We start from the raw sequence: 25,959 nt of genomic DNA, 5'->3' as shown, positions 1-25,959 counted from the left end.
GGGCTCGGCCGCGCCGGCCCACCGCCGACCCGCTACGGCAGGAGTGCCGGCTGGTCCACGACCCACAGCCACGTTCCGTCCGGCTGGCGCCGGGCGATCTCGACGCTCACGTCGCCGTTGGTCTGTTTGGCCACGGTCAGCGCCAGGTCGTCGCCTACCAGGGCCGCGTGCTGTTCACCGTGCTCCAGCACCGGGGCGGCCGCGGCGAACTGCTCGAACACCTTGCGGATCTCCGCGTGCCCGGTCGCCAGGCTGCCCGGCGGGAACGCCAGCACGGCGTCCGGCTCGTACAGCGCCACCAGCCCGTCGACGTCGCCGGCGTTGCCGCGTTCGATGAAGTACCTGCCCAGGTCGTTCGGCTCGGTGGCCGCTTTCTTGTTCGTCATGCAGACCAGTCTCACCACAAATCACGACATCCTCTGTCAGGTATTTCTGTAAGGTTTTCTCCATGCGCGCGGATCGGTTGGTGTCGCTGGTTCTGCTGCTGCGTCAGCACGGCCTCCTGTCGGCGACCGCGCTCGCCCGCGAACTGGAGGTGTCCACCCGCACCGTTCTGCGCGACATCGAGGCGCTGTCCGCGGCCGGTGTCCCGGTCTACGCCGAACGCGGTCGGCACGGCGGTTTCGCGCTGCTGCCCGGCTTCCAGACCGAGCTCACCGGCCTGAACCACGACGAGGCGCTCGCCCTGCTGGTCGCCGGATCGCGGCGCGGGGCGCAGGCCTTCGGCCTGGGTTCGGCGCTGGCCTCGGCCATGCGCAAGGTGGTCGACGCGCTGCCCGAAAGCGATCGGGCCACCGCGGCCGGTGCGGCCCGGCGGCTGCTCATCGACCCGGAGACCGACCTCCTCGAACGCCGGCTCACCGCCGAGGAGGTGCCCGACGCCGTGGTGGCCCAGATCCGGCGCGCGGTGTTCGCCGGGCACCGGCTGCGCATCCACTACGCGGCCGCCGACCGGGCGCCGCAGTGGCGCACGGTGGATCCGATCGGCCTGGTCACCGTGCGCGAACAGGGTTATCTGCTGGCCACGCGGGCCGGCGCGGATCGCACCTACCGGTTGTCCAGGGTCCTGGCCGCCGAGGCGCTCGACGAGCCGGCGCAACGCCCGGACCGGGTGGACCTGGACCGGGTCTGGCAGGAACGCGGCGCGCGGTTCCGGACCGGCGGCGACCAGGTCACCGTGTCGGTCCGGGTGACCCCGGAGCGGCGGGAGGAGCTGACGGGCACCGCGCTGGACGTCCGCGAGGCGGGCGAGGTCCGCGAGGTGGAGGGCGCGGACGCGGACGGCCGCCTCCGGCTGGAGGTGACCTTCCAGGACCCCCGGCATGCCGAGTGGGCGCTGTGGCAGCTGGCCGCGGACGCTGAGGTCCTGGCGCCGGAGTGGTTGCGCACCCGCCTGCACGACCGCGCCGCCGCGATGGCCGCCCGCTACGGAACACCGCCCTGAGAGACGGTGCCGAGGCGTGTTCCGTGCATGCTTCCGATCGGTTCGGCGCTCGTGCCGGGTGACGCGAGCGGCCGTCCGAGCGCAGGCCGCCGCGGGAGGCGGACCGGCGGCCGCGGCGCGGCCCGGGAGGCCCGGGAGGCCCGGGAGGCCCGGCGAGAGCCGACGGACCCCGGTCGGCACACACGGACCCCGGTCGGCACACGGCGCGGGGCCCCGGGATCACTCCCGGGGCCCCTCTCCCACGTCGGCCTCTGGCGTCAGCCCTTGACGCAGACCACCTGGCGCAGGTGCGCGACCACGCGCACCAGGTCGGTCTGGGCGGCGATCACCGACTCCAGGTCCTTGTACGCGGCCGGGATCTCGTCCACGACCCCCGCGTCCTTGCGGCACTCCACACCCTCGGTCTGGGCGGCCAGGTCGGCGGCGGTGAACGTCTTGCGCGCCTTGGTCCGGCTCATCCGGCGCCCGGCGCCGTGCGAGGCGGAGTTGAACGAGTCCTCGTTCCCGAGCCCCTTCACGATGTACGTGCCCGTCGCCATGCTGCCCGGGATGATGCCGTACTCACCCGCGCCCGCGCGGATCGCGCCCTTGCGGGTGACGAGCACGTCCACCCCGTCGTAGGTCTCCTCCGCCACGTAGTTGTGGTGGCAGGAGATCCACTGCCCGAACCCGGTGCCCGGCATCTGCTCGGCCAGCACCTTGCAGGCCAGCCCCATCATGACGTCGCGGTTGCGGCGGGCGTAGTCCTGGGCCCAGTACAGGTCGCGGCGGTAGGCGTCCATCTCCGGGGTCCCGGTGAGGAACACCGCCAGGTCGCGGTCGGGCAGGTCCTGGTTGTGCGGCAGGGCGCGGGCCTGCCCGATGTGGTGTTCGGCCAGCTCCTTGCCGATGTTGCGCGACCCCGAGTGCAGGACCAGCCAGACCGTGTCGTCGTCGTCCAGGCACACTTCCAGGAAGTGGTTGCCGCCGCCGAGGGTGCCCATCTGGCGCAGCGCCCGCTCGCGGCGCGGGTGGACGGCCTCGGCGAGGTCGTCGAACCCCTGCCAGAACGTGTCCCAGCGCGCGCTGCGCAGCCCGGGGACGGCGGCGGGGTCGACGGCCTCGTCGTGGAAGTTGAACCCGACGGGGATCGCGGCCTCCAGGGCCGAACGCAGCTTGCCCAGGTCGTCGGGCAGGCGGGAGGCGGTGAGGTCGGTGTGCACGGCGGTCATGCCGCAGCCGATGTCCACGCCGACGGCGGCCGGGCTGACGGCGTCGCGCATGGCAATGACGGATCCGACGGTGGCTCCCTTGCCGAAGTGGACGTCGGGCATCACGGCCAGGCCGTGCACCCAGGGCATGCCGCTGACGTTGCGCAGCTGGTTCAGGGCGGCGTCTTCGACCTCGTCCGGGCGGGCCCACATGCGGATGGGGATCCGGGCACCGGGGATCTCGGTATAGGACATGACAGGCCACCTCCCTTTCACGAACGGCCTGTTCTCACGGGTCGGGCGCGGTCACGCCCCGCATCATTGAGCCGTAGAAGGGCCTGTCCGTCCACTGGTTTTCCCGTGGCGAGGCCCCGGATCGGCCAGTCGGCCAGTCGGTCAGTCAGCCGGCCGGGCGGTCGGGCGGTCGGCCGCCGACCGCGGCCACGGGCCGGCCGGTCGGCCGAACACCCGTCAGGCACCCCCACCCGTGCGGCGGCCCTCGCTCCGGGCGATCACCCGGACACGGAAAGGCCCCATTTCCGACACCCCGAGAACCCCGCCCCCCAAAGATGTCGCACGAGCAGACGAACAAGGACGGTCACGCCATTTTAGTATTCGGACATCAAATCCATGACAGCACAGCATAAAAACGGTCACAAAACATATATCATCACCCTTGCCAGCATTTTCGCGGCGGTATACGATGTTCGGGCTTCGCAAGTGCGAGGCATCCCAGGACGAGGTGATGCACTTGCGAGCCCTGATCACATCCCTGACGCTGGCGACCGCCATGCTGACGGCCTGTAGCGGCACCGGCGACAATGGAGACCCGAAAAACAACTCCCCCGAAGAAACCACCGGGGAACGGGAGGAGACCTCCCAGGATCGGGAAGTCGAAATCCACTCGATCACCGATACGGGCTGGGAAACGGTCCCCCCGCACGGCGTCATCCTCACCCAGAACGCGGCGGGCGGCTGCGTGGTCCTGCGCCGGACCTCGGACGGCGAGGTCGGCGAGGTGGCCCGTTTCGACCCGCCGGCCGAGAGCGCCGAGCTCCAGCCGTGCCACGAGCGGGACAGTTTCAACCGGGACTACACCGTCATGCTGGCCGTGGACAAACCGCAGTTCAACCAGGACGTGGTGGTCGCCGTCGGGGCCGACGGCACGTCGCTGCCCATCGGCTCCTCGCCCTCGGGCACCCAGCTCTCCCCCGTGTTCCATCCGGGCGACGACCGGGTCTACTACTGGTCGGTCGACGGCCTCGAACACGAGCTGCGGTCGGTCAACGCCGACGGCACCGACGACCGCGGCCAGGACGACTTCACGAGATCGGTCTCGGACGGGTACGACGAGACGGCGAACGTGCTGCCCAGCGACCACTTCACGTTCTTCGGCGGCGAGATGTTCAACACCACCTACCTCGCCGACGCGACCGTCGAGCGGGCGACGACGCTGGAGGACGGTTCCCTGGCGGTGTACCGCGACGAGGGTTCCCCGGCGTTCCGGGTGGGGCCGGTCGCGACGCTGCGGACGAACCCGGAGTACACCACCACGGGCACGGGCCACACCTTCACCCCCAAGGCGATGGTCGACGCCACCACGGTGGTGGGCGCGAACGGGTCGGAGATCTTCGTCGGCCGCATCGACGGCGCCGCCCGGACCGTCGAGGTCCAGGCCCTGGTGCAGCCCGATCAGCCGCTCTCCGACATGGCGCGCGTTCCGTTCGTCGCCGGCGACGGCGCGGTCTACTATTCGGTGGTCACCACCCTCGAACCGAATCAGCCGCAGTATTCCTATCTCGTCGAGGTGGGTTTGCGCGATGCCACGGCCACACCGATCCTCGGAATCGAACTCACCGATGGCGGAAACGGCTATGCCGTTCCCATCGAGGTTCGTTAGAAAACCCTCCGGCCCGCACCCCGTAAGGCTCCGCGGAAAAGGCACGGAGTCCGGTCCTCCGCTCCCCGAGAGCGCGAAGGCCCCCCATCGGGAACACGGTGCGTGTCGCCATCGACCCGCTACGGAACCGACGTGTTCCGATGAAATCCATATCAGAAGAATTCCTCCGGGGAGAAACATGCGTACACGCGCCCTTGGCCTCACGACCGCCCTGATCGCCGCTTTCTCGTTGACGTCCTGTAGCGGCGGACCGCAGGGGACGCCGGAGGAGTTCATCGACTACCTGGCCGCCCAGGGGGTCGGTGAGAAGTACCTGGAGGACGCTCGGCCCGAGGTCGTCGAGCGTGACGGCCGCGAGGTCTATTACGTCAACATCAAGGTCCACAGCAACTGCGACCTCGGCATCGTGGGCGACACGGAGGGCGCCTACTTCGAGAAGGTCGGCATGCTCAACCTGCAGACCGAGACCGGCGAGTACGTCCCGGTGGTCGACATCTCCTCGGAGGGTTCCGAGAGCAGCGACACCATGAGCCTGGGCCGGGTCTGCGGCATGGTGTAGGAAGGCCCGATGGCGAGGGGCCCGGCAGAGAAGAACACCGTGGAGAAGGGCCCGGTGGAAAGGGGCACGGTACAGAGCGCTTCCCTTCGCTCCACGTGCCCTTCACGCAGGCCGCCACCGATGGGGAACGGTCCTCCGCGTCGATCCCTGACCTCTGCACGGGAGAGGACAGGAAACCCCCAGCGCACCGGGCGGCCCGCGCAGGCCACCGCTGATGGGGGCGGTCCCTCCAGGTCGCCCCCTGGCTTCTGCACGGGAGAAAGCAGGGACCTCCAGCGCTCCGAACGGCTCGCACGGGCCGCCGCCGAGCCGGGTGCTCCCGCCGCCCCCGTGCGGGCGCGGGCCGGACGCCCGGCCCGGCCGCCCCTCAGCCGCCGATCGCGGACATGGGCCGGGCGGGCTGGAGGAACCCCGGGTCGTCGATGCCGTGCCCGGGGAACTTGCGGGCGACCGCCGCCGTCCAGCGTTCGGCGATCTCGGCGTCGGTGGCGCCCTCCCGCAGCGGGGTGCGCAGGTCGGACTCCTCGCGGGCGAACAGGCAGTTGCGGATCTGTCCGTCGGCGGTGAGCCGCACCCGGTCGCAGGTCCCGCAGAAGGGCCGGGTGACCGAGCCGATGACGCCGACGGTGGCCTCGCGCCCGTCGGGGAAGGTGTGCCCGAGGACCCGGAAGAGTTCGGCCGGGGCGCTGCCGCGCGTGTCCGGGTCGGCCTCGGCGAGGTCGAACGCGGCCCCGAGCCGGTCGAGGATCTCGTCGGCGGTCACCATGTCGTCGCGCCGCCAGCCGTGCTGGGCGTCCAGCGGCATCTGCTCGATGAACCGCAGCTCGTAGCCGTGCTCGATGCAGTAGCGCAGCAGGTCGGCGGCCTCGCCGTCGTTGACGCCGCGCATGAGCACCGCGTTCACCTTGACCGGGGTGAGCCCGGCCTCGGCGGCCGCGGCCATGCCCTCGATGACGTCGTCGAACCGGCGGCGGCGGGCGAGGGTCTCGAACACGTCGGGGCGCAGGGTGTCCAGGGAGACGTTGACGCGGTTGAGACCGGCCTCGGCCAGGGCGGGGGCCATCCGGGCCAGGCCGATGCCGTTGGTGGTGAGGGCGGTGTGCGGGCGGGGGCGCAGGGCGGCGGTCCCGGCGATGATGGCGGGCAGGCCGCGGCGGAGCAGGGGTTCGCCGCCGGTGAAGCGGACCTCGGTGATGCCCAGGCGGGTGACACCGATGTCGATGAGGCGGAGCAGTTCGTCGTCGGTGAGGAGTTCCGGTTTGGGCAGCCACTCCAGGCCTTCGGGGGGCATGCAGTAGGTGCAGCGCAGATTGCACCGGTCGGTGAGTGAGACCCGCAGGTCCGTCGCCACTCGCCCATAGGAGTCGGCCAGCACGGGCGTCACCCTCTCCAGTCGAAGTCGTCGAGCAGAACGCCACCGGCACCACTCGCGGGATACCCGAAGGGATACCCACCTGTTCAGCCTAGAAGATTCACTTTCGTGTGGAGTAGTCCCGATCACACCCTTTGAACTATTTCGTCGGCGCGCACGAGAGGACCCCGCCGTTTCCGGAGCATCCTCCGGACGCGGCCCCCGCCCCGCCGGGCGAAGCCCCTGCCCCGCCGCCGCCCCCGGGTTCCGTGCCGGAACCGGGACCGGGCACCCTGACCGGGCACGTCACCGACCACGGTGCCGCGTCCAGGAGACGGCGCCGGACGGCCCCGCCCGGGGCTCCGCCGACGGAGCGGGACCGTGTTCTAGGGTGTCGAACGCCACGGGCGACCATCTCCGCGATCGTCGCAGACGCGCAGGCCGATGAGGAGGCAGGACACGGTGATCACCACACGCACATGGGGACTGGCAGGCGGACCGAACGGCTCGGGCAGGCTGGCCGCCCGCGCCTGGGCCCCCACCGAGGGCGAACCCGCCTGGCTGGCCGTCCTGGTCCACGGCTACGGCGAGCACCTGGGGCGGTACGAGCAGGTCGCCGCCGACCTGGTGGCCGCCGGGGCGGTGGTCTACGGCGCCGACCACCGGGGACACGGCGGCTCCTCCGGCGAGCGTGTGCTCATCGACGACTACGCGGAGGTGGTCCAGGACGTGCACCGGGTCGTCACCCAGGCCCGGACCGCCTACCGTTCGCTGCCGCTGGTCCTCATCGGCCACTCCATGGGCGGCCTCATCGCCTCCCGCTACGCCCAGACCCACCCCGGGGAGCTGACCGCGCTGGTGCTGTCCGGCCCCGTGCTGGGCCGCTGGGAGGTGCTGGAGGCGCTGGCCGCCGCCGAGGAGATCCCCGACATCCCCATCGACCCCGCCACCCTCTCCCGCGACCCGGCCGTCGGCGAGGCGTACGTGGCCGACGAGCTGGTGTGGCACGGCCCGTTCAAGCGGACCACGGTGAACGCGATGCTCACCGAGATCGACCGGGGGCTCAAGGCGGGCTCGCTCGGGGCCCTGCCCCTGCTGTGGGTGCACGGCTCCGATGACCGCCTGGTGCCGTTGGCCGGGACCCTCACGGGCATCGAGGCGGTCCTCGGCTCGGACTTCACCGCCCGGATCTTCCCCGGGGCCCGCCACGAGGTGTTCAACGAGACCGACCGCGACGAGGTGATCGGCGAGGTCGTGCGCTTCGCCCACCGCTTCACCGCCTGAGGCGCCCCGCCGCCGGGCCTGGGACCGGCACCGGCCCCGGGCGCTCCTGCTCCTGCCTCCCGCTTCCCGCACGGCCGCGGTCGCGGCTGCGGCCGTGCACAACACCCGGCCCGGCCGCGCTGCCGCCCCACCCCGGCCCCGCCGGTCAGACGTACAGCTGGCCGTGGGGCTGGGCCGGGTGGGCCAGGGTCTCGGCGTAGGCGGCCGCCAGCCGGTCCACGGCGTCGGCGAGCACGTCCGGCGGGCGCGTGTAGGACAGCCGCAGGTAGCGCTCCAGGGTCCCGTCCGACCCGAACACCGGCCCCGCCGCCGGGTGCACCCCGTGCCGGACCGCCGTCGCCGACAGCGCGCTCGCCACCGGCTGCGGCAGCGCCGCCCACAGCACCAGGCCGCCGCCGGGCACGTTGGGCCGCCAGTCCGGCAGCCGGTCGCGCAGCGCCGCCAGCAGGGCGTCGCGGTTGCGGCGCAGCCAGCGGCTGCGTTCGGCGCGGATGCGCATCACGTCGGCCAGCAGGTGGGTGGTGGTGAGCTGGTCCAGCACCGCCCCCGCCAGGTCGAAGCGCTGGCGCACCGCCATCAGCCGGGCCACCATCGGCGGGGTGGTGCGGATCCAGCCCACCCGCAGCCCGCCCCACAGCAGCTTGCCCACCGAACCGACCGTGATGACCCGGCCGTCGGTGTCGTGGGCGGCCACCGGTGCGGGCAGGTCGCCGGAGTCGATGGCCAGCTCGGCCACCGACTCGTCGACCACCAGGTGGGCCCCGGCCCGGCGCGCCTCGCGCACCAGCACCCGCCGTTCGTCGTCGTCCATGAGGGCGCCGGTGGGGTTGTGGAAGTCGGGGATGAGGTAGGCCAGCGAGGGCCGCCACTGGCGGAACGCGTCCACCAGGTACTCCATGTCCCAGCCCTGCGGGGTCACCCCCACGGTGCGCACCCGCGCCCCGCTGCGGCGGACCGCGTCCAGGGCGTGCGGGTAGGTGGGCGACTCCACCAGGACCTCGTCGCCCGGCTGGACCAGCAGGTCCAGGAGCAGGGCCACCCCCTGCTGGGAGCCGTTGGTGACGAAGATCTGCTCGGGGGTGGTGGGCAGTCCGCGTTCGACGTAGCGGCGGGCGATGGCGTGGCGCAGTTCGGGCAGCCCGTACGGGTAGTAGCCGAGGCCGCCCACGTGCGCGGCCAGCTGCTCTGCGGCCCGGAACGCGGCGTCGCGCAGGCCCTCCACCGCCGGGGGTCCGGCCACGCCCAGGTCGATGTGCTCGACGGCCCCGGACAGGAACGGGGACGGGGAGGGGTCCCCCGGGCCGGCGTCGGGCAGCACGGTCCAGCTGCCCGCGCCCTGACGGCTGTCCAGGAACCGGTTGTCGCGCAGCCAGGAGTAGGCGGCGGTGACGGTGTTGCGGCTGACGCCCAGGGCGGTGGCGAGGTCGCGTTCGGCGGGCAGGCGGGTGTTGGTGGGCACCCGGCCGTCCAGGACCAGGCCGCTGACGGCGCGGGCGATGGAGAGGTAGTAGGGGCGTTCCACCGGGGCCTCGCCGATGAGGCGGGCCAGCAGGCGGCCGTTGATCCGGCGGGTGCCGCCGCCGGCCGTGGAACGCTCCGCCGTTCGGAGCACGCCGCCCTGTCGTGACGCCATGGTCGCACTCCCCCGTGCTCGTTTCCGTGGATGTCCGCGCGCCCTCGTGGGGCCACTTTCTGGAATTGGCACTTTGAGTAAGGTGCCACATGGGCCAGGATACCGATGTGGCACCACTGCGGCACGGGGGATCGCGGTGGCGCCGGAAGGTGCCCCGGGTTCCCGGAGGAGTCCGCACCGCCCGATCCGATGATCCCCCCTTTTCCCGAAAGGACGGGTCCGTGGACGAACGGCGCGACCTCGACCCCGCTGAGTCCGGCCCCGGCGGGTTCCGCCCCGAGGGGTCGGAGGGCCCCGGCGCCCCGGCCCCCGCCCCCCGCGCCTCGCCGCTGGGCCGGGTGATGATCACCCCGCTCCTGCCCCGGCCGCGGCTGCGCCGCCTGGTGCGGCTGTACGTCGGCCTGTCCCTGTACGGGCTCAGCATCGCCCTGCTCATCAAGTCCGACCTGGGGGCCATGCCCTGGGCCGTACTGGACCAGGGACTGGCCCTGCGCACCGGGCTGTCCATCGGCACGTGGACGATCATCATCGGGGCGCTGATCATGCTGCTGTGGATCCCGCTGCGGCAGAAGCCCGGGATCGGCACGCTGAGCAACGTGGTCATGGTGGGCGCGACCGCGGACCTGTTCCTGTGGCTGCTGCCCGAGACCGGGACGCTGTGGATCCGCGTCGGCGAGCTGCTGCTGGGGATCCTGGTGTGCGCGCTGGCCACCGGCTACTACATCGGTGCGGCGCTGGGCCCGGGCCCGCGCGACGGGCTGATGACCGGCCTGGCCGAACGGGGGCTGTCGGTGCGCCTGGCCCGCACGGTGATCGAGGTGACGGTGGTGATCACCGGGTTCCTGCTGGGCGGCACGGTGGGTGTGGGGACGCTGGTGTTCGCGGTGGCGATCGGCCCGCTCACCCAGATCTTCCTCCCCCTGTTCCGGATGTCCGAGAACCACCCGGAAACACCGATCCGATCGGGGAACCGGTGACCCCGTAGCCATTAGTTGATCACCACGACATAACTTCTGCCCTGACAAACTCCCCCAATTGACCACATACCGCCCTGCACTCTCCGATGCACGTGCAATTGCGGGTGGCGCACCCCCCGGCGAGGGGGGAAGATGGGGAACCGCGGTGAACGGAAAGGACCGTTTCGGAGCGGCTCCTCTGAGTCGACCTTTGTGTCAGCCCCGACCTGGGCACATACCCGGGTACAGGGGAAGACGGCACGTGGTTGCGAGGGGAGCGGCCGTGATCCGAACGGCGCCCCTGCCCGCGGTGGGCACCGCCCCGCCGGAACGGGCCGGGAGAAGCACCCCGACGGGGCGTGCACACGGGCGTGCGCGCAGCGGGCCGCCACGGAGCACCGCACCACCCCCCGTCCGGAGGCGAGAGTGCCAGCGCCGACCGCAAGGACTCATGACGACGTGTTGGGGGTGAGCCGCGTGCCCGGCTGGATTGAAGACTACGCAATGATCGGCGACATGCAGACCGCCGCGCTGGTCGGGCGCGACGGTTCCATCGACTGGGCGTGTCTGCCCGATTTCGACTCCTCCGCCTGTTTCGCCGCGCTGCTGGGCGACGAGCAGAACGGCAACTGGATCCTGCGCCCCGCCGACGGCGACCCCCGGGCCACCCGGCGGCGCTACCGGGGCGACACCCTCATCCTGGAATCGGAGTGGGACACCGAGACCGGGACGGTCCGGGTCATCGACTTCATGCCGCCCCGCGGCGGCGCCCCGCACATCGTGCGCATCGTGGAGGGGGTCAGCGGCCGGGTCACCATGAGCACGGTCATGCGGCTGCGGTTCGACTACGGGCACGTGGTGCCGTGGATGCACCGGGCCGGGACCGAACTGGTGGCGATCGCCGGGCCCGACGCGGTCTGGCTCAGCACCCCCGTCAGCCTCCAGGGCCACAACTTCACCCACGACGCGACCTTCACCGTCACCGCCGGCCAGCGGGTGCCCTTCGTCATGACCTGGCACCCCTCCCAGGTGGAGGAGTCCGACCACCTCGACGCCGAGAAGGCGCTGTCGCGCACCGAGCGGTTCTGGGAGAAGTGGGTGGAGCAGTGCACCTACGAGGGCCCCTACCGCGAGGCCGTCATCCGCTCCCTCATCGTGCTCAAAGCGCTCACCTACCGGCCCACCGGCGGCATCGTCGCCGCGCCCACCACCTCCCTGCCCGAGGAGATCGGCGGCGTCCGCAACTGGGACTACCGGTACTGCTGGCTGCGCGACGCCACCATCACCCTGGAGGCGCTCATCCGCTCCGGGTACAAGGACGAGGCGCTGGCCTGGCGCGAATGGCTGGTCCGGGCGGTCGCCGGCGAACCCCAGCTGATGCAGATCATGTACGGGATCCGGGGCGAGCGGCGGCTCACCGAGTGGGAGGCCGAATGGCTGCCCGGGTACGAGGCGTCGCGGCCGGTGCGCATCGGCAACGCCGCCGTCGGCCAGTACCAGCTGGACGTGTACGGCGAGGTCATGGACGTGCTGCACCTGGCGCGGCGGCACGGGATCCGCGGCGGCGACTACCTGTGGGGGTTGCAGCGGTCCCTGGTCAACTACCTGGAATGGTGCTGGGACGAACCCGACGAGGGGTTGTGGGAGGTGCGCGGGCCGCGCCAGCACTTCGTGCACTCCAAGGTGATGGCGTGGGTGGCGGCCGACCGGGCGGTGCGCAGCATCGAGGAGTTCGGCAAGGAGGGGCCGATCGAACGGTGGAAGGCCCTGCGGGACACCATCCACGCCGAGGTGTGCGAGTACGGGTACGACCCGCAGCGCAACACGTTCACGCAGTACTACGGCAGCAAGGAGCTGGACGCGGCGCTGCTGCTGATCCCCGAGGTCGGGTTCCTGCCCTATGACGACCCGCGGGTGATCGGGACGATCGAGGCGGTGCGCAAGGACCTGATGGTGGAGGGGTTCGTGCTGCGGTACCGGACGGACCTGGAGAACTCGGCCGACCAGCTGCCGGGGGACGAGGGTGCGTTCCTGGCGTGCAGTTTCTGGATGGCGAACGCGCTGCTGTCGATCGGGCGCCAGGACGAGGCGCGGGAGCTGTTCGAGCGGCTGCTGGCGCTGCGCAACGACGTGGGGCTGCTCGCCGAGGAGTGGGACCCGCGGATCGGGCGGCAGGTGGGGAACTTCCCGCAGGCGTTCAGCCACGTGCCGCTGGTGACGACGGCGCTGAACCTGGCCGACCGGCAGGGCGGCTGGCGCGCCGAGTAGGTGTGCGTGGAGGTGCCCCGCGGCCGGCCGGAAGCGGCCGCGGGGCACCGGTGCGCGCGAGGGCGGGTCTCGACGCACGCCGAGCTGACCGCGGAGCCGATCGGGGCACGGGTGTGCGCGGGGCGGGTCAGGCGGTGAGGGTGGGGTCGGCCCAGACGGGGTAGATGCCGCGGCCGTCGCTCTCCACCTCGATGCGCAGGCGCAGGGCGTCGCGCACGTCGACGTCGATGTCCAGGGTCTCGCCCAGCTTGAGCGTCTCGGTGACCTCGGCCTCGCCGTCGACGTAGACGGTGAAGGTGGTGGTCGCCGAGGCGCTGGAGGTGTCGTCCACGCCGATGGTGGCGGTGAAGGCGGTCCACTTGCGGCCGAGGTTGTAGTCGGCCCAGCCGGTGCAGGTGTCGTTGTACTCCTCGCAGTTGACGGAGATGAGCGCCCGGCTGTAGGCCTGCCCGTCGACCTCGGCGCGGCCGGTCTCCGGTCCCCAGTAGCCGTCCTGGTCGACGATCGGCATCTGGGTGAGCAGGGTGGTGTCTCCTGCCGTCGGGGTGCCGGGGTCGTCGCCGGGGTCGGTGTCCGGCTCGGAGGCGTCGTCCTTGGGGGCGCCGGTGGGCTGGGCGGCCATCGGCGGTGCCTCCTCCGCGGTCTCGGAGGCGGCGGCGGGCGGCTCGGCGGGGTCGTCGGCGGCGACCTGCTGGGCGCCGTCCGACAGGAAGGGCAGGCCGCGGTCCATGACCACGTAGGTGAGGGCGGAGCCGCCGATCATGCAGAGCACGGCCAGGGCGGCCAGGCCGATGAGCAGGGGCTTGCGCGACTTCTTCCCGGGCTTGGGCGGCTCGGGGGCGGGCTGGTGGCCGAAGGCGGGGAAGGCGCCGGTGCCCGTGGGGGGCGGCGGCGGACCCCAGGCGGGCTGGGGCTGTGCGGGCCGGGGTTGCGCGGGCGGCGGGCCGCCGTAGGCGGGGCCGGAGTGCATCGGGCCCGAACGGACGGGGCCGGAACCGGGCGGCGGCATCGGCGGGCGCGCCATGCCGCCGGGCGGGGTGGGACCGCCGGGACGGCCGGGCGGCGGCCCGGCGGGGGCGGGCGGGGCGCTCGGCTGCGAGGGGCCGGAGGTGGGGCGCAGTGGCGCGGGGCGCCCGCGCATGCCGCCGACCGGCCGGTGCGGCATCTCCTCGACCCCGGGGCCGTCCTGGGGCAGGACGGCGGTCGACTCCGTGTCCGAGGACACCGCGGGTGTCCCGGACGCAGGAGTCCGCCCGGCCGCGGGCGTACCGAACGCCGGGGTCCCTGCCGCGGGCGTCCCGGCCCCAGGCGTCCCGAACTCCGGAGCAGGTCCGGCCACGGGTGCCCCGGTCGGCGGGGGCGGCGGCAACACCACGGTCGCGTCCGTGCCCTGCCCGCCGGGAACAGCGGGGACACCCGAGGCCGGTGTGCCGCCGGGGACGGCCGGGGCAGGTGCGCCAGCGGAGACAGCCGGGCCCTGGGCGCCGCCGGAGGTGGCTGCGCCCTGTGCGCCGGGGTGGGCGCCCGGGACCTGCGAGGTGCCGGGACCGGACGGGACACCCGAGGCCGGAGTGCCGACCGAGGCGCCCGGGGGCTGCGGGCCGCCGGGGGGACCTGCGGCAACGCCGGAGGTAGGCGAGAGAACAACCGTCGCATCCATACCCTGCGCACCACCAGCAACAGCCGTGGCCGAAGCATCAGCCGAGGCGGCCGTGCCCTCTGGGGCGCCCGTGCCGGATGGGGCTCCCAGGGCCGGAGCGCCGGTGGGGACACCCGAGGCCGGAGTGCCGACCGAAGCGCCCGAGACCTGTGGGGCGCCGGAGCCGGATGGGACACCGGAGGCCGGAGTGCCGACCGAGGTTCCCGGGGGCTGCGGGCCGCCGGGGGGACCTGCGGCGGCGCCGGAGGTAGGCGAGAGAACAACCGTCGCATCCGTACCCTGCGCACCACCAGCAACAGCCGCAGCGTCGGCCGCAGCGGCCGGGGCCTGCGCGGCACCGGAGGCGGATGGGACGCCCGGGGCTTCTGGGGTTTGCGGGCCGCCAGGGGGCGGCGAGAGGACAACCGTCGCGTCCGTGGCCGACCCGCTACCGGGGGCGTCCGGAGCTGAGGCGGCGGAGGCTTCTGGGGTCTGCGGGTTATCGGAGGCCGGGGCGTCGGGTGAGGCCTGGGAGGCGGGTGGGGGACCGGCGACGGCCGGGCCCTGGGGGAGGCCGTCGGGGGCGGCGGGTCCGGGGAGGACGGCGCTGAAGAGCGAGGCGGCGAACACGGCCGAGGTGCCCGGGTCACCCGCCGGGTCGCTGCCCGGGCCCGTCCAGGGCACGGAGGTGGCCAGGGTGCGCAGCGCGCCCACCCAGGCGGAGGCCTCGGGCCGGTCGGCCGGTTCGGCCGAGAACATCGACACCACCAGGGCGCGGGTGCGCTCGTCGGCGTCGGCGAGCAGCGGCAGCGCCGCGAAGCGTTCGCGCAGCTGCTCCGGGGCGGTCGGCGGGTCCTCGCCGGTCAGGGCGTAGAACGCGACCGCGCCGAACGCGTAGCGGTCGGTGGCCGGGCTGTACTCCCCGCTGAAGATCTCCGGCGCCGCGTACCCCGGCGTGAACCACGGCCGGGCCGTCATGTGCCGGGCCGCGATCCGGCTCAGCCCGAAGTCCACCAGCGTCGCCTGCCCGTCGGCGTCGATCATGATGTTGCCCGGCGACAGGTCGCCGTGCACCACCGGCCGTCTGGACGGCGTGGCCCGCCCCGCGTGCAGCAGGTCCAGCACCTGGGCGACCTGCTCCAGGTACCGCAGCACCTCCCGTTGCCCGCGCTCCCCCTCCTGGGCGTGCTCGGCGCGCCAGTCGCGCAGGTCGAGCCCGTCGACGTGGTTCATCACCAGGTACAGGCAGCGGTCGGTCTGCTCCCCCGCGCGGTCCTGCGGGTGTTCGGGCGCGCCCTCGAAGTGCTCGCGGACCCCCACGACGCCGAGCCGGTTGATGAAGCGCAGCAGTTCCGCCTGTTCGGCCCAGCGGGAGCTCAGTTCGGCGAACTGCGCGGAGTCGGCGGTGATGTCGGCGTTCAGCGCCTTGACCACGACCGGTTCCGTCTGCCCCGCCAGAGTGACCTCGGCGAGGTAGAGGGTCGCCTCGCCGCCGCGCCCCACAGAGCGGACCAGGCGATACTTGTCCGGCTGGGAGTCCGGACCGACGTAGAGACTCAGGCTCACGACTGTGGTACTCGATTCCACGTGGGGGCTGCGACATGGCCCTCGGCGGGGGTTCGGCCTGCGGGCAGGGGGGACCACATTAACGCGGACAACTGTACTCTTACGCCCTGTACGGCCCCATTGGCCGTGAACGGCCGTGGGAGCGGCGTACGGACTCCGGGACGGTGAGGAACGGGAATGGCCGAGGAACGGATTCTGGGCGGCCGCTACCGTCTGCTCTCCCGTCTGGGCCGGGGCGGCATGGGCGAGGTGTGGCGGGGCGTCGACGAGCTCCTGGACCGCCCGGTCGCGGTCAAACTGGTGCGCGCCGAGCGGGGCGAGTCCGACGAGGCCGCCGCCCGGTTCCGCCGGGAGGCGCGGGTGACCGCGCGCCTGGCCGGCCACCCCAACATCGTCATCCTGCACGACTTCGGCCAGGAGTCCGACGGCTCGGTGTACACGGTCATGGAGCTGGTCGCCGGGCGGCCGCTCGCGGACGTGCTGCGCGACTCCTCACCGCTGCCTGTCGAACGCGCCGCCGACCTGATGTCCCAGGCCGCTTCCGGGCTGGGTGCGGCGCACGCCGCCGGGATCGTGCACCGCGACGTCAAGCCCGGCAACCTGATGGTGATCGGCGAGCGGGCCGAACTGTACGGCGGCACCCTGAAGGTCCTGGACTTCGGCATCGCCGCGCTCACCGCGTCGGAGCAGAGCCGCCGCCTCACCCAGACCGGCCGGGTGCTGGGCACCCCCCTGTACATGGCCCCCGAACAGGTGCGGGGCGAGCGGGTGGGCCAGGCGGGCGACCTGTACTCGCTGGGCGCGATCCTGTACCAGATGCTCACCGGCGAGCCCCCGTTCTCCGGCGACGACCCGCTGGCGGTGCTCCGCGGCCACCTGCGCAAGAAGCCGCGCCCGGTGGCGTCCCTGCGCCCCGAGCTGCCCGGGCCGCTGGCGGAACTGGTGGACTCCCTGCTCGCCAAACAGGCCGAGGACCGGCCCGCCTCCGCCGAGGAGGTGCGCGAGCGGCTGTCGCCCTTCGCGGTACCCCGGCCCTCGCGCCCGGTGGTCGGGCCGGAGACCGGGTCGCTGCCGGTCCCCGAGACCCGCCCCTACACGAAGGTCGCGCCGACCCGCAGGCACACCGAGCGGGCCCCCGACCGGAGCCCCGCGCGGGCCGATGACCGGGGCGGTGAACGGGGTGACCGCCGGGCCGGTGCCCGTGCCGACGAGCGCGCCGACGACCGGTCGGCGCTGCGTTCGCTGGTGGCGCGGGCCCAGGAGACGGCGGGCGAGGGCCGGTACGCGGAGGCGGCGGCGCAGCTGCGTCCGCTGCTGCCCCGGCTGCGCACCGCGTTCGGGCCCGACGACCCCGAGACGCTGCGGGCCCGGCGCCGGGAGGCCTACCTGACGGGCAAGGGCGGCGCGTACGCGCGGGCGGCGGAGTCGATGGAGGCGCTGCTGCCGGACATGCTGCGGGTGCACGGCCCCCGCCACCCGGAGACGCTGACGGTGCGCTACTACCTGGCGACCAACGCGGGCCGGGCGGGCGACCACGCCAAGGCGGCGCGGGTGCACGCCGAACTGCTGCCGGACCTGGCGGCCATCTACGGCTCCGACACCGAGCGTGTGCTCACCACCCGGCTGTACCTGGCGTTCGAGACCGGGGAGGCGGGCGAGCCGGACCGGGCGGTGGAGGTCCTTGAGGGGCTGATCCCCGAACTGGAGCGGGTGCTGGGCGAGGACCACCCGACGACGCTGCGGGCCCGCCACTACCAGGCCGCCTACCTGGGGCACGCGGGCGACCCGGCGGAGGCGGCCCGGCGGTACCGCAAGCTCGTGGCCCGGCACGTTCGGCTGTTCGGGGAAGAGGACCCGGAGACCGTGCGCGTGGCCGCCCACCTGCGCCGCTGGCACGCGCTGGCCAAGCGGGACCGGCCCAAGGCCTGAACCCTCGCACGTCCATGCCTTCGATCGCGGGTCCTCATCGACGAATTGTGTCGTTCCACCCCTGACCGGTGCTCTTCATCTCTATCGTCAGGTCGCATGGAACGCGATAAGGCCGTGCCGCCGCCGGGTCTCGTGCTGCTTCTCGGGATCGAAGTCGGCCTGGACGAGGACGTCCTCTCGATCAGGGATCCCGCCCTGCACACCCTCACCGTTGAGCATCTGCCGACGACGGTGGAGTTGGGGGCCGCGCTCATCCCTGCCCCCACCCTCGTCGGGGAGAACGAGGACGACCACCTCAGACTGGAAGTCCTTCGTCCTTCGGGGAGCGCGGCGCTGAGTCTGAGCGATGCGCTGACAAGCTCGGCTCCCCATCGGAACCGGCTGTGGGCCCGCACTCTACGAGTGGTGGTCGACGAAATCGGTATCTGGCAGGTCTCCGCCAGAGTCGGGGAGGCGCAGGCCCACCGACCGCTCAACGTGGTGACGGGGGGCGGGAGCTGATGCCGCCGCGTTTCACAGACCATCTGCGCGCGAGGATGCGGCGAAGGCGTATCACCGAGGAGGACGTCCGGACCGTTCTCCAGCGTCCGATGGACGAGGTCTACGACCCCGAGAACCGTTCCTACAAGCTGTACGGGCGGACCACGGACGGGCGCAAGATCTACATCGCGATCAAAGACACGACCTTGGGTACGGACAACCCTGTGATCAAGAGTGTGGTGGAGGTAGGTTGACTTGCATGGCAGCGGACACAGGCCGGAACATCACCATCGACCAGGAAGCCGATGCCGGATACCTGACCCTCGATGACAGCCCGGTGGAGAAGACCGTCGATCACGGGGGCTTCCTCATCGACCGCTCTCCCGGCGGCCGACCGGTCGGCGTCGAGGTACTCACCCTCCAACGCCCTCTCGACACCGAGGCCGTGATGGAGGCGCTCACCGAGGATGGGGCGGTTGTGGACGCGGAGATCCGGTACTGGGTCGAATCGTTCGCCGCTCAGATCCGAGACCTGGACGATCGAGTCCCGGCACCGGTGCCAACGCTGCGTAACCGGCCTGAACGATCGCGTTGGGGTTCCACGCCCCCTCTGGAAGAGACGCCATTCCTGACCGTCGCCGAGGTCGCCACGATCATGCGGGTGTCGAAGATGACGGTGTATCGCATGGTGCATTCCGGTGTGCTGCCCGCCATAAGGGTCGGCCGTTCCTACCGTGTGCCCGAACGGGCAGTTCACGACTACCTTCGGGAGGCGAGTGCCGACCTTCGGGCACTCGGCTGATCGTCTGCCCTCACGCCGTTGGGGGTGTCCGTTCGGGGGTCGATCGACCGGAACGGCCGTGGATGTCGCCGCCGAACGCTAATGTTCTGGCCATGGCCACCAAGGACCTCAACGAAATCATGGAAGCCGGGTGGGCGAAGGCCCTGGAACCGGTCGCACCGCAGATCACCGCCATGGGTGACTTCCTCCGGCAGGAGGTCGCCGAAGGGCGTACCTACCTGCCCGCCGGCGAACACGTCCTGCGCGCGTTCCAGCAGCCGTTCGACGACGTGCGCGTGCTCATCGTCGGGCAGGACCCCTACCCCACGCCCGGCAACCCGGTGGGGCTGAGCTTCTCCGTCGCCCCCGGCGTGCGGCCGCCCGCGAGCCTCAAGAACATCTACAAGGAGATGAACGAGGACCTGGGTCTGGAGATCCCCAAGACGGGCGATCTCACCCCGTGGACGGAGCAGGGCGTGCTGCTGCTCAACAGGGTCCTGACGGTGCAGCCCGGTTCGCCCGCCTCCCACAAGGGCAAGGGCTGGGAGGCCATCACCGACCAGGCCATCCGGGCGCTGGCGGAGCGGGGCGGGCCGCTGGTGGCGATCCTGTGGGGGCGCCAGGCGCGCGACCTGCGGCCGCTGATGCCGGGGGTCCCGTGCGTGGAGTCGGCGCACCCGAGCCCGATGTCGGCGCGGAACGGGTTCTTCGGATCCAAGCCGTTCAGCCGGACGAACGCGATGCTGGAGGAGCAGGGCGCGAAGCCGGTGGACTGGAGCCTGACCTAGCAGCCCGCGCTCTCGCGCACATCCCCCATCACCCATACCCCTGTTGACCTGCGGACTCGGCACCGACCCCCGGTGCCGGGTCCGACCCGTGTTCCGCCCCCGACGACGGAAAGGTCCCCCCACGTGGCCAAGAAGCTCTCCTACGCGGATGCCCTCAAGATCCTTGGCAAGAAGGACTCCGACGCCTGGGACCTCGCCGAGCGGCTCGCCGACGGCGGCCTGGGCCTGCTCGGGGTCCCCGACCTGTTCGGGCTGCGCGGCCTGCTCGTGAGCAAGGGCCGCGAGGCCGTGGAGGGCATCCGCGAGCACCTCCGGGGCCAGAGCCGCCTGACCCGCACCGAGCGCATCCTCGCCGCGGAGCGCATCCTCGCGGCGGTCGCCTTCCTGGAGGCCCTGGACGAGGTCTGGGAGGCCGCCGGCGCCCCGCTCTCCCTGGCCGAGCTGGGCCTCTCGGAGGAGGACCGGGCCGCCCTGTTCGAGCCCCTGCTCTCCCCCGGCCGGCCCGGCCGGGTCGCCCTCCCCTACCGCTGGAACCTCGACACCTCCCGGCGGGCCCTGGAGGCCGCCCCGCCGGAGGGCACCGACCCGCCCGAGGCCCCCGGGGCGCACGCACGCGCGTCCCGGGCGGAGGAGCCTGCCCGGCAGGAGTACTTCTTCGGCCTGGCCGAGGCCTTCCAGAACGCGGTGCCGCGGGTGGCCGCCGCCCGCGAGCACGGTCTGGACTCCCCCGCCCACCCCCTGCTGGTGGCCGTGGGCCGGGACCTGGGCCTGCGGTCGGCCGAACGCTACGAGGAGCTGCACCGCGCCCTCGCCGTCGACGTCCCCGAGTTCGCCCTGTGGGCGCACCAGCTGGAGCACCAGCGGACCCGCGCCGCCGTCGACGACGGCCTGAGCGAGCTGCGCCGCCTGCTGGCCACCGTGGCCTCGGACCGCCCCGTGGACCGGCGCCGCGAGGAGCTGTTCGCCGCCCACCGCGCGGTGCTGGAACGCCCCGTGCTGCGCGCCTCCGACGTTCCGCCCGGGCTGGTGCTGCCCTCGCTGGCCGAGGCCTACATCCCCCCGCGCGGGCGCATCGCGACCATCACCGCCAACGCGGTCCCCTCCTCCGAGCAGTGGTGGTCGCTGTACCCGCCGGTCGACGACCTGGGCTCGTTCATCGCCGCCCACCTGACCCACCCCGACGCCACCGACCGCCCGACGGTGGTGCTGGGGCACCCGGGGGCGGGCAAGTCCAAGTTCACGGAGGTGCTGGCGGCCCGGCTGCCCGCCTCCGACTTCCTGCCGGTGCGGGTGGAGCTGCGTTCGGTCAGCCCCAACTCGCCCATCCACATGCAGATCGAGGAGGGCCTGGCCGCCGCCCTGCACACCCGCGTCTCCTGGCGCGAGCTCGCCGACTCCGCCGACGGGGCCCTGCCCGTGATCATCCTGGACGGGTTCGACGAACTCCTCCAGGCCACCGGTGTCGACCGCTCCGACTACCTCGAACGCGTCCAGGAGTTCCAGCAGCAGCAGGAGGCCATGGGCCTGCCCGTGGTCGTCATCATCACCACCCGCACCGTCGTCGCCGACCGCGCCCGCTTCCCCCAGGGCACCACCGTCATCAAGCTGGACCCCTTCGACGAGCCGCGGATCGGCCGCCTGGTGGGGATCTGGAACCGGGCCAACGCCCGGACCGCGGACACGAACAGGGCCGTGGGCGCGAACGGGGACGGGAACGCGAACGGGGACGGGAACACGAACGGCGCCCTGACCACCGAGGCGGTGCTGCGCTACCGCGACCTGGCCGAACAGCCGCTGCTGCTGATGATGCTGCTCATCTACGACGCCGAGGACGGCGCGCTGCGCCACACCGACCGGCACCTCACCCACGGGGAGCTGTACGAGCGCCTGCTCACCATGTTCGCCCGCCGGGAGGTGGACAAGCACCACTCCGGCCTGGGCCGGGACGACCTCGCCGAGGCGGTGGAGGGCGAGCTGCGCCGCCTGGAGGTGGCGGCGCTGGCCATGTTCACCCGGCGCAAGCAGAACGTGAGCGCCGAGGAGCTGGACGGCGACCTGGCGGTGCTGCTGCCCGACGCCGCCCTGGACCCGGACGACGCGGGGCTGCACGGCCGGATCGACCCGGCCCACCAGGTGCTGGGCCGGTTCTTCTTCGTGCACGAGGCGCGGGCCAGGACCGGGGACGGGACGGCGAGCACGTTCGAGTTCCTGCACGCCACCTTCGGCGAGTACCTGGTGGCGCGGACCGTGGTGGCGGCGCTGGAGGAGCTGGACGCCTCGCGTTCGCGGACCTCTCGGCGGCGCGGCCGGGCGCGGCGGATCGACGACGGGGAGCTGTACGCTCTGCTGTCGTTCGCGTGCCTGCCGGGGCGGGAGAAGGTCCCGGACTTCCTGGAGGAGCTGCTGGAGCGGCGGTTCGCCGAGGACCCGGGGCTGCGCGGGGACTACGCGGACCTGCTCGTCGAGCTGTTCCGGGAGGCGCCGTTCCCGGCGGCCAACCGCTCCTACACCGAGTTCGAGCCGGCGCGGCTGCCGGTCACCGTCCGGCAGGCCAACTACACGGCGAACCTCGTCGTGCTGCTGGTCCTGGTGCGCGAGGTCGACGACCCGGTCGACCTGCGGGAACTGTTCCCGGAGCCGGCGCTGCAACTCACGGAGTGGCGCAACCTCGTGGGTGTGTGGCGCTCCCTGGACAGCCCCGAATGGTTCAGCATGCTGAACACCGTACGCGCGCGCCACCTGGGATCCTGGAATCGCGAGGAAAGCCACAGCCTGCTCACCCGGGAGACCGGAGACCCCGTGAACATCGGTGAGTGCATCGGGTTCGAGCTGTACATGGATCTGGAGGTCCCCCCGGACGTCTACGACCCCTACCAGATGACGATCGCGTTCGACCGGACGATCTCCCGGATGCTGCGCTCCACCTCCATGCGCGTCAACGGCAGCGGGGCCCGAACCCTGTTGGGCCTGCTCCCCTATTTCAGCGAGGTCCACGGCGACCTGGGAGCCTGGTTCCTGGACCCCGACGGCGACAGCGCCTGGCTGGAGCCGCACGAGATCCTGAAACTGCGCCTGGCCGCGCCCCACGTCGACCCCGAGGGCCGGCTGAAGTCCTACCGCCGCATGCTCACCTCGACCCAGCTGGGCAGGTTGGAGCTGATGGTGCTGCGGCAGGCGGCCGAGGACCTGCGCTGGCCGGGCGGCGGGGACGACGCGGAGTACTCGCCGCTGCGGCGCATGGTCCGGGAGTACCTGTCCGGGGTCGACTCGGTCGTCACCGGGAACCGGCTGATGAAGGACTCCGTGGCCCCCGTGCTGGCGCTGTTCCCCTCGGGGTTCCTCCCGGACGAGCTGGTGAGGCGGATCATCGCCATCGTCGACCAGGAGAACCCCCAGCGCGGGAGGCGCCAGCGGACCCCCGCCCACCTGCGCTGACGGGACGGCCCCGGACCCGGACCCGTTGTCCCGGCACGCGGGACGGCGGCCCGGGTGGCGGCGCGCACAAGCCGGGAGGGTGCGCGAGGGCCGCCCCACGGCGGATGCGGGTCGGGACGGCCCGCCCAGCACGAGGAGTCCCCGCCCTCCGGGCCGTTCGGCGGACGGGGCCGTCACCCGGCCCGGCCCGGCCCGCCCGCGCCAGGCGGGCGGGCGGGCGGGAGCGCTCAGCGGGTGGCGGCCGCCGTCACCCGTTCCACCAGGGCGGGCAGCACTTCGCCGATGGAGTCGTGCACGACCGCCGACGCGAAGTCGTCGTAGGGCGTCTCCTCGCCGTTGACGATGACCAGGGACGCCCCCGCCATCATCGCCATGTCGCACAGCCCCGCCACCGGGTGGACCGTCAGCGACGTGCCCACCGCCAGGAACACGTCGCAGTCGCGGGTGGCGTGCGTCGCCGCCAGGATGACGTCCGGGTCCAGGTTCTGGCCGAACGAGATCGTGTCCGACTTCTGGATGCCGCCGCAGGCCGTACAGCGGGGGTCGGACTCCTCGTCCAGCCGGGCCAGCACCTCGGGGGTGGGGGTGCGCCGCCCGCAGGACATGCACCGCACCCACAGCATCGTCCCGTGCACCTCGACCACCCGCTCGTCGGGCACCCCGCCGAGCTGGTGCAGGCCGTCGATGTTCTGGGTGATGAGCGCGCGCAGCCGCCCGGTGCGGTCCAGGTCGGCCAGGGCGCGGTGGGCGGCGTTGGGCTCGGCGCCCCACACCCGGTGGGCGCGGCGCTGGGCCCACACCTGGCGCCGGACGTTCACGTCGCCCATGTAGATGGTGATGTCGGACTGGGCCTGGGCGTCGGGGTCGGTGGTCCACACGCCGTGCGGTCCGCGGAAGTCGGGGATGCCGGAGTCGGTGGACACTCCGGCGCCGGTGAGGACCGTGATGCGGCCGGCCGCCTCCAGGAGTTCGGCGGCCCGCTCGAACGCCTGGGGATCGGCGAACGCTGTGGAGTCTGCTGTCATCGCGGCCCTACCTCAATCTTGCGGCGACTTGGTGTCGGCTTTCCCTCGGCTTGGTGGTGGGCGGCCCCGTACACCCCTTGCACACCCTAGCCTCGGAAAGCACACCAGGGCGCGCAGGACCGACACCCCCTCGATGCACACGAGAAGGGCAAAGGGTGCGAAAATCAACACGATCATGAAGCAGCCGTCCTACATCCTCGTGGTCAACGGGACCAAGGTGCAGCGCCCTGTGTTTCTGCTGGGTGCTCCCCACTCCGGTGTCCCCGAGATCGCCCGCGCCCTGTCCCGCGCACCCGGGTTCCATATGAGCGCGGGTTCCTCGGGTGTGCTCAACGCCGTCTACGCCGTCGCCCGAAGACCCTCGCTGGCCTTGGAGAAGGTCGCGGGCACCGCCAGCCTGCTGCGCGAGGCGTACGCGGAGTCGTGGCAGCTGACTCCGCTGACCTGCCCGCGCTGTGCGGGGCGGTGGGAGCGGGTGCCCGCCAACGCCGCCGCCGAACCCTGCGAGCACAGCCCGGAGGTGAGCCGGTACGGGGACGCCAGCCCGGACCTGCTGTTCAGCGCCAGGGCGCTGCACGCGGCCTTCCCCGACGCGCTGTTCGTGCAGATCATCCGGGACGGGCGGGACGCCATCGCGGAGATGCTGGACGACGAGCGCTCACTCGCCTGGCTCAAGCCGAGCTTCATGAAGCTGGACCACGAGTTCCCCAACCACTTCTTCGGGCTGGAGGACTCCTCCGACCTGGAGACGTTCGGGGAGGGGTCGCTGGAGGCCAAGTGCGCGATGCGCTGGCGGGGCGCGGTGCGCATGTCGGCGGCGCTGCGCCGCGACATCGACACCGACCGGCTGCTGACGCTGCGCTACGAGGACCTGCACGGCGGCGAGGTGCAAACCGCCAAGAAGCTGCGGGAGTTCACCGGGGTGCGGGTGTCGGCGACGGAACTGCTGATCGAACGCTCCTGGCGGGTGGGGACGTGGCGGGACCGGCTGTCCCGGGACCAGCACGCGGACGTGGTGGAGGTGGCGGGGCTGGAGCTGTCCCGCCTCGGCTACCTGTGACCTGAACCGTGCCCTGATCGTTCGGGCCCGGCTCAGGGCGCGCCGTGGGCGGTGACCAGGGCGTCGGCCGCCGCCCGCGCGGTGCGGACGGCGTCGGGCACACCGGTGACAGTGCGGGCGAGGACGGCCCCCTCGTGCAGCATGGTGAGGGAGTCGCCGAGCGCTTCGGGGTCACGGGCTCCCGTCCGGCGGGCGAGGTCGGCGTACAGGGCGCGCAGCCAGCGCTTCTGTTCCTGGACCACGGCCCGGCCGGGGTGGTCGGGGTCGGCGATCTCGGCGTGGGCGTTGACCATGGAGCAGCCGCGCGGGCTCTCCCGCGCCACCCACTCCTCCAGGGCGTCGAACGTGGCGGCGACGCGTTCGCGCGCGGTGGCGGCGGACTCCAGGCGCGATTCCAGGTGGGCGCGCCAGCGGGCGTCGCGGGCGCTCAGGTAGCGGGCGACCAGGGCGGACTTGGAGCCGAACCGGTCGTAGATGGTCTTCTTGGTGACCTCGGCGCGTTCGGCGATGAGCTCCATGCCGACGGTGTTGATGCCGCGGGAGTAGAACAGCTCCTCTGCGACGTCGAGGATGCGGCGGGCCGCCGGGGTGAGCGGACGGTCGGCACGGTCGGCGGTACCAGCGGCGGCGCGGGTCCCGGTGGCGGTCATGGCTCCCCCTGCGGGTTGCGG

20 protein-coding genes and 1 pseudogene are annotated in these 25,959 nt (G+C 72.6%); 14 read left to right on the top strand and 7 right to left on the bottom strand.

Annotated features, from left to right (window positions below; all coding sequences use genetic code 11):
* Window positions 1-32 precede the first annotated feature (32 nt).
* Entirely contained in the window at window positions 33-386 is a 354-nt protein-coding gene (locus ACJOT3_RS05450) for a YybH family protein (RefSeq protein WP_406969428.1), read from the bottom strand.
* 62 nt (window positions 387-448) lie between these two features.
* Between ACJOT3_RS05450 and ACJOT3_RS05445 the strand changes: the two genes are divergently transcribed.
* Entirely contained in the window at window positions 449-1,444 is a 996-nt protein-coding gene (locus tag ACJOT3_RS05445) for a helix-turn-helix transcriptional regulator (protein WP_406969426.1), read from the top strand.
* A 257-nt stretch (window positions 1,445-1,701) separates the two neighbouring features.
* Here the strand turns inward: ACJOT3_RS05445 and ACJOT3_RS05440 are convergent, their stop codons facing one another.
* Window positions 1,702-2,889 carry an RtcB family protein gene (locus ACJOT3_RS05440; RefSeq protein ID WP_406969424.1) on the bottom strand — a complete coding sequence of 396 codons (1,188 nt, stop codon included), beginning with the start codon at window positions 2,887-2,889 and terminating at the stop codon, window positions 1,702-1,704.
* A 448-nt stretch (window positions 2,890-3,337) separates the two neighbouring features.
* Here ACJOT3_RS05440 and ACJOT3_RS05435 point away from each other — a divergent pair, with 448 nt between their 5' ends.
* Window positions 3,338-4,534, top strand: a complete 1,197-nt coding sequence (locus tag ACJOT3_RS05435; RefSeq protein ID WP_406969422.1) for a hypothetical protein — start codon at window positions 3,338-3,340, stop codon at window positions 4,532-4,534.
* Between the two features lie 178 nt (window positions 4,535-4,712).
* Entirely contained in the window at window positions 4,713-5,093 is a 381-nt protein-coding gene (locus ACJOT3_RS05430; protein ID WP_406969420.1) for a hypothetical protein, read from the top strand.
* Window positions 5,094-5,460: 367 nt separating this feature from the next.
* On the opposite strand, the gene moaA is transcribed toward ACJOT3_RS05430, so the two are convergent.
* Window positions 5,461-6,468: a GTP 3',8-cyclase MoaA gene (gene moaA, locus ACJOT3_RS05425; protein ID WP_406969438.1), complete on the bottom strand. Its 1,008-nt coding sequence runs from the start codon at window positions 6,466-6,468 to the stop codon at window positions 5,461-5,463.
* Between the two features lie 438 nt (window positions 6,469-6,906).
* On the opposite strand from moaA, the gene ACJOT3_RS05420 reads away from it, so the two are divergent.
* Window positions 6,907-7,728: an alpha/beta hydrolase gene (locus tag ACJOT3_RS05420; RefSeq protein WP_406969418.1), complete on the top strand. Its 822-nt coding sequence runs from the start codon at window positions 6,907-6,909 to the stop codon at window positions 7,726-7,728.
* A 145-nt stretch (window positions 7,729-7,873) separates the two neighbouring features.
* On the opposite strand, the gene yczR is transcribed toward ACJOT3_RS05420, so the two are convergent.
* Entirely contained in the window at window positions 7,874-9,361 is a 1,488-nt protein-coding gene (gene yczR / locus ACJOT3_RS05415; protein WP_406969416.1) for a MocR-like transcription factor YczR, read from the bottom strand.
* 341 nt (window positions 9,362-9,702) lie between these two features.
* Between yczR and yczE the strand changes: the two genes are divergently transcribed.
* Window positions 9,703-10,338: a membrane protein YczE gene (gene yczE, locus ACJOT3_RS05410; protein WP_406969436.1), complete on the top strand. Its 636-nt coding sequence runs from the start codon at window positions 9,703-9,705 to the stop codon at window positions 10,336-10,338.
* A 441-nt stretch (window positions 10,339-10,779) separates the two neighbouring features.
* Window positions 10,780-12,585 carry a glycoside hydrolase family 15 protein gene (locus ACJOT3_RS05405; protein ID WP_406969434.1) on the top strand — a complete coding sequence of 602 codons (1,806 nt, stop codon included), beginning with the start codon at window positions 10,780-10,782 and terminating at the stop codon, window positions 12,583-12,585.
* Window positions 12,586-12,712: 127 nt separating this feature from the next.
* Here ACJOT3_RS05405 and ACJOT3_RS05400 read toward each other — a convergent pair whose 3' ends face one another.
* Window positions 12,713-15,790, bottom strand: coding sequence for a protein kinase domain-containing protein (locus ACJOT3_RS05400; protein ID WP_406969414.1), 3,078 nt, complete (start codon window positions 15,788-15,790; stop codon window positions 12,713-12,715).
* Window positions 15,791-15,967: 177 nt separating this feature from the next.
* Between ACJOT3_RS05400 and ACJOT3_RS05395 the strand changes: the two genes are divergently transcribed.
* The 7 genes and pseudogenes from ACJOT3_RS05395 (at window position 15,968) to ACJOT3_RS05365 (ending at window position 23,203) form a co-directional block, all read left to right on the top strand.
* Window positions 15,968-17,719 (top strand): serine/threonine-protein kinase, encoded by a 1,752-nt coding sequence (locus ACJOT3_RS05395; protein ID WP_406969412.1) that lies wholly within the window; start codon window positions 15,968-15,970, stop codon window positions 17,717-17,719.
* A 96-nt stretch (window positions 17,720-17,815) separates the two neighbouring features.
* Window positions 17,816-18,220 (top strand): hypothetical protein, encoded by a 405-nt coding sequence (locus tag ACJOT3_RS05390; RefSeq protein WP_406969410.1) that lies wholly within the window; start codon window positions 17,816-17,818, stop codon window positions 18,218-18,220.
* Window positions 18,220-18,453: a DUF4258 domain-containing protein gene (locus ACJOT3_RS05385; protein ID WP_406969408.1), complete on the top strand. Its 234-nt coding sequence runs from the start codon at window positions 18,220-18,222 to the stop codon at window positions 18,451-18,453. Before ACJOT3_RS05390 ends, ACJOT3_RS05385 begins: the two co-directional genes overlap by 1 nt.
* A 5-nt stretch (window positions 18,454-18,458) precedes the next feature.
* Window positions 18,459-18,602 (top strand): annotated as a pseudogene (locus tag ACJOT3_RS05380) (DUF2283 domain-containing protein); the annotation flags it as partial.
* A 162-nt stretch (window positions 18,603-18,764) separates the two neighbouring features.
* The gene (locus ACJOT3_RS05375; RefSeq protein WP_406969432.1) at window positions 18,765-19,001 is read left to right on the top strand and encodes a helix-turn-helix domain-containing protein; all 237 of its coding nucleotides are present in this window, start codon (window positions 18,765-18,767) and stop codon (window positions 18,999-19,001) included.
* 92 nt (window positions 19,002-19,093) lie between these two features.
* On the top strand, window positions 19,094-19,768 hold the full coding sequence (locus ACJOT3_RS05370; RefSeq protein ID WP_406969406.1) for a uracil-DNA glycosylase: 675 nt from the start codon (window positions 19,094-19,096) through the stop codon (window positions 19,766-19,768).
* A 123-nt stretch (window positions 19,769-19,891) separates the two neighbouring features.
* Window positions 19,892-23,203 carry an NACHT domain-containing protein gene (locus ACJOT3_RS05365; protein WP_406969404.1) on the top strand — a complete coding sequence of 1,104 codons (3,312 nt, stop codon included), beginning with the start codon at window positions 19,892-19,894 and terminating at the stop codon, window positions 23,201-23,203.
* Window positions 23,204-23,430: 227 nt separating this feature from the next.
* On the opposite strand, the gene ACJOT3_RS05360 is transcribed toward ACJOT3_RS05365, so the two are convergent.
* Window positions 23,431-24,228: an SIR2 family NAD-dependent protein deacylase gene (locus ACJOT3_RS05360; protein WP_406969402.1), complete on the bottom strand. Its 798-nt coding sequence runs from the start codon at window positions 24,226-24,228 to the stop codon at window positions 23,431-23,433.
* 175 nt (window positions 24,229-24,403) lie between these two features.
* Between ACJOT3_RS05360 and ACJOT3_RS05355 the strand changes: the two genes are divergently transcribed.
* Window positions 24,404-25,288 carry a sulfotransferase family protein gene (locus tag ACJOT3_RS05355; protein WP_406969400.1) on the top strand — a complete coding sequence of 295 codons (885 nt, stop codon included), beginning with the start codon at window positions 24,404-24,406 and terminating at the stop codon, window positions 25,286-25,288.
* Between the two features lie 32 nt (window positions 25,289-25,320).
* Here ACJOT3_RS05355 and ACJOT3_RS05350 read toward each other — a convergent pair whose 3' ends face one another.
* Window positions 25,321-25,938, bottom strand: a complete 618-nt coding sequence (locus ACJOT3_RS05350) for a TetR/AcrR family transcriptional regulator (RefSeq protein WP_406969398.1) — start codon at window positions 25,936-25,938, stop codon at window positions 25,321-25,323.
* Between the last annotated feature and the right edge of the window lie 21 nt (window positions 25,939-25,959).

This window comes from Nocardiopsis protaetiae (assembly GCF_045446735.1).
GTDB lineage: Bacteria > Actinomycetota > Actinomycetes > Streptosporangiales > Streptosporangiaceae > Nocardiopsis > Nocardiopsis protaetiae.
This window is presented reverse-complemented; position numbering and strand designations above follow the sequence as displayed.

Coding starts and splice junctions, on each gene's coding strand:
- ACJOT3_RS05360 (WP_406969402.1), bottom strand. CDS start 24,228: ATGACAGCAGACTCCACAGCGTTCGCCGATCCCCAGGCGTTCGAGCGG.
- yczE (WP_406969436.1), top strand. CDS start 9,703: ATGATCACCCCGCTCCTGCCCCGGCCGCGGCTGCGCCGCCTGGTGCGG.
- ACJOT3_RS05355 (WP_406969400.1), top strand. CDS start 24,404: ATGAAGCAGCCGTCCTACATCCTCGTGGTCAACGGGACCAAGGTGCAG.
- ACJOT3_RS05435 (WP_406969422.1), top strand. CDS start 3,338: ATGTTCGGGCTTCGCAAGTGCGAGGCATCCCAGGACGAGGTGATGCAC.
- yczR (WP_406969416.1), bottom strand. CDS start 9,361: ATGGCGTCACGACAGGGCGGCGTGCTCCGAACGGCGGAGCGTTCCACG.
- ACJOT3_RS05430 (WP_406969420.1), top strand. CDS start 4,713: ATGCGTACACGCGCCCTTGGCCTCACGACCGCCCTGATCGCCGCTTTC.
- ACJOT3_RS05395 (WP_406969412.1), top strand. CDS start 15,968: ATGGCCGAGGAACGGATTCTGGGCGGCCGCTACCGTCTGCTCTCCCGT.
- ACJOT3_RS05350 (WP_406969398.1), bottom strand. CDS start 25,938: ATGACCGCCACCGGGACCCGCGCCGCCGCTGGTACCGCCGACCGTGCC.
- ACJOT3_RS05385 (WP_406969408.1), top strand. CDS start 18,220: ATGCCGCCGCGTTTCACAGACCATCTGCGCGCGAGGATGCGGCGAAGG.
- ACJOT3_RS05445 (WP_406969426.1), top strand. CDS start 449: ATGCGCGCGGATCGGTTGGTGTCGCTGGTTCTGCTGCTGCGTCAGCAC.
- ACJOT3_RS05370 (WP_406969406.1), top strand. CDS start 19,094: ATGGCCACCAAGGACCTCAACGAAATCATGGAAGCCGGGTGGGCGAAG.
- ACJOT3_RS05440 (WP_406969424.1), bottom strand. CDS start 2,889: ATGTCCTATACCGAGATCCCCGGTGCCCGGATCCCCATCCGCATGTGG.
- ACJOT3_RS05450 (WP_406969428.1), bottom strand. CDS start 386: ATGACGAACAAGAAAGCGGCCACCGAGCCGAACGACCTGGGCAGGTAC.
- ACJOT3_RS05390 (WP_406969410.1), top strand. CDS start 17,816: ATGGAACGCGATAAGGCCGTGCCGCCGCCGGGTCTCGTGCTGCTTCTC.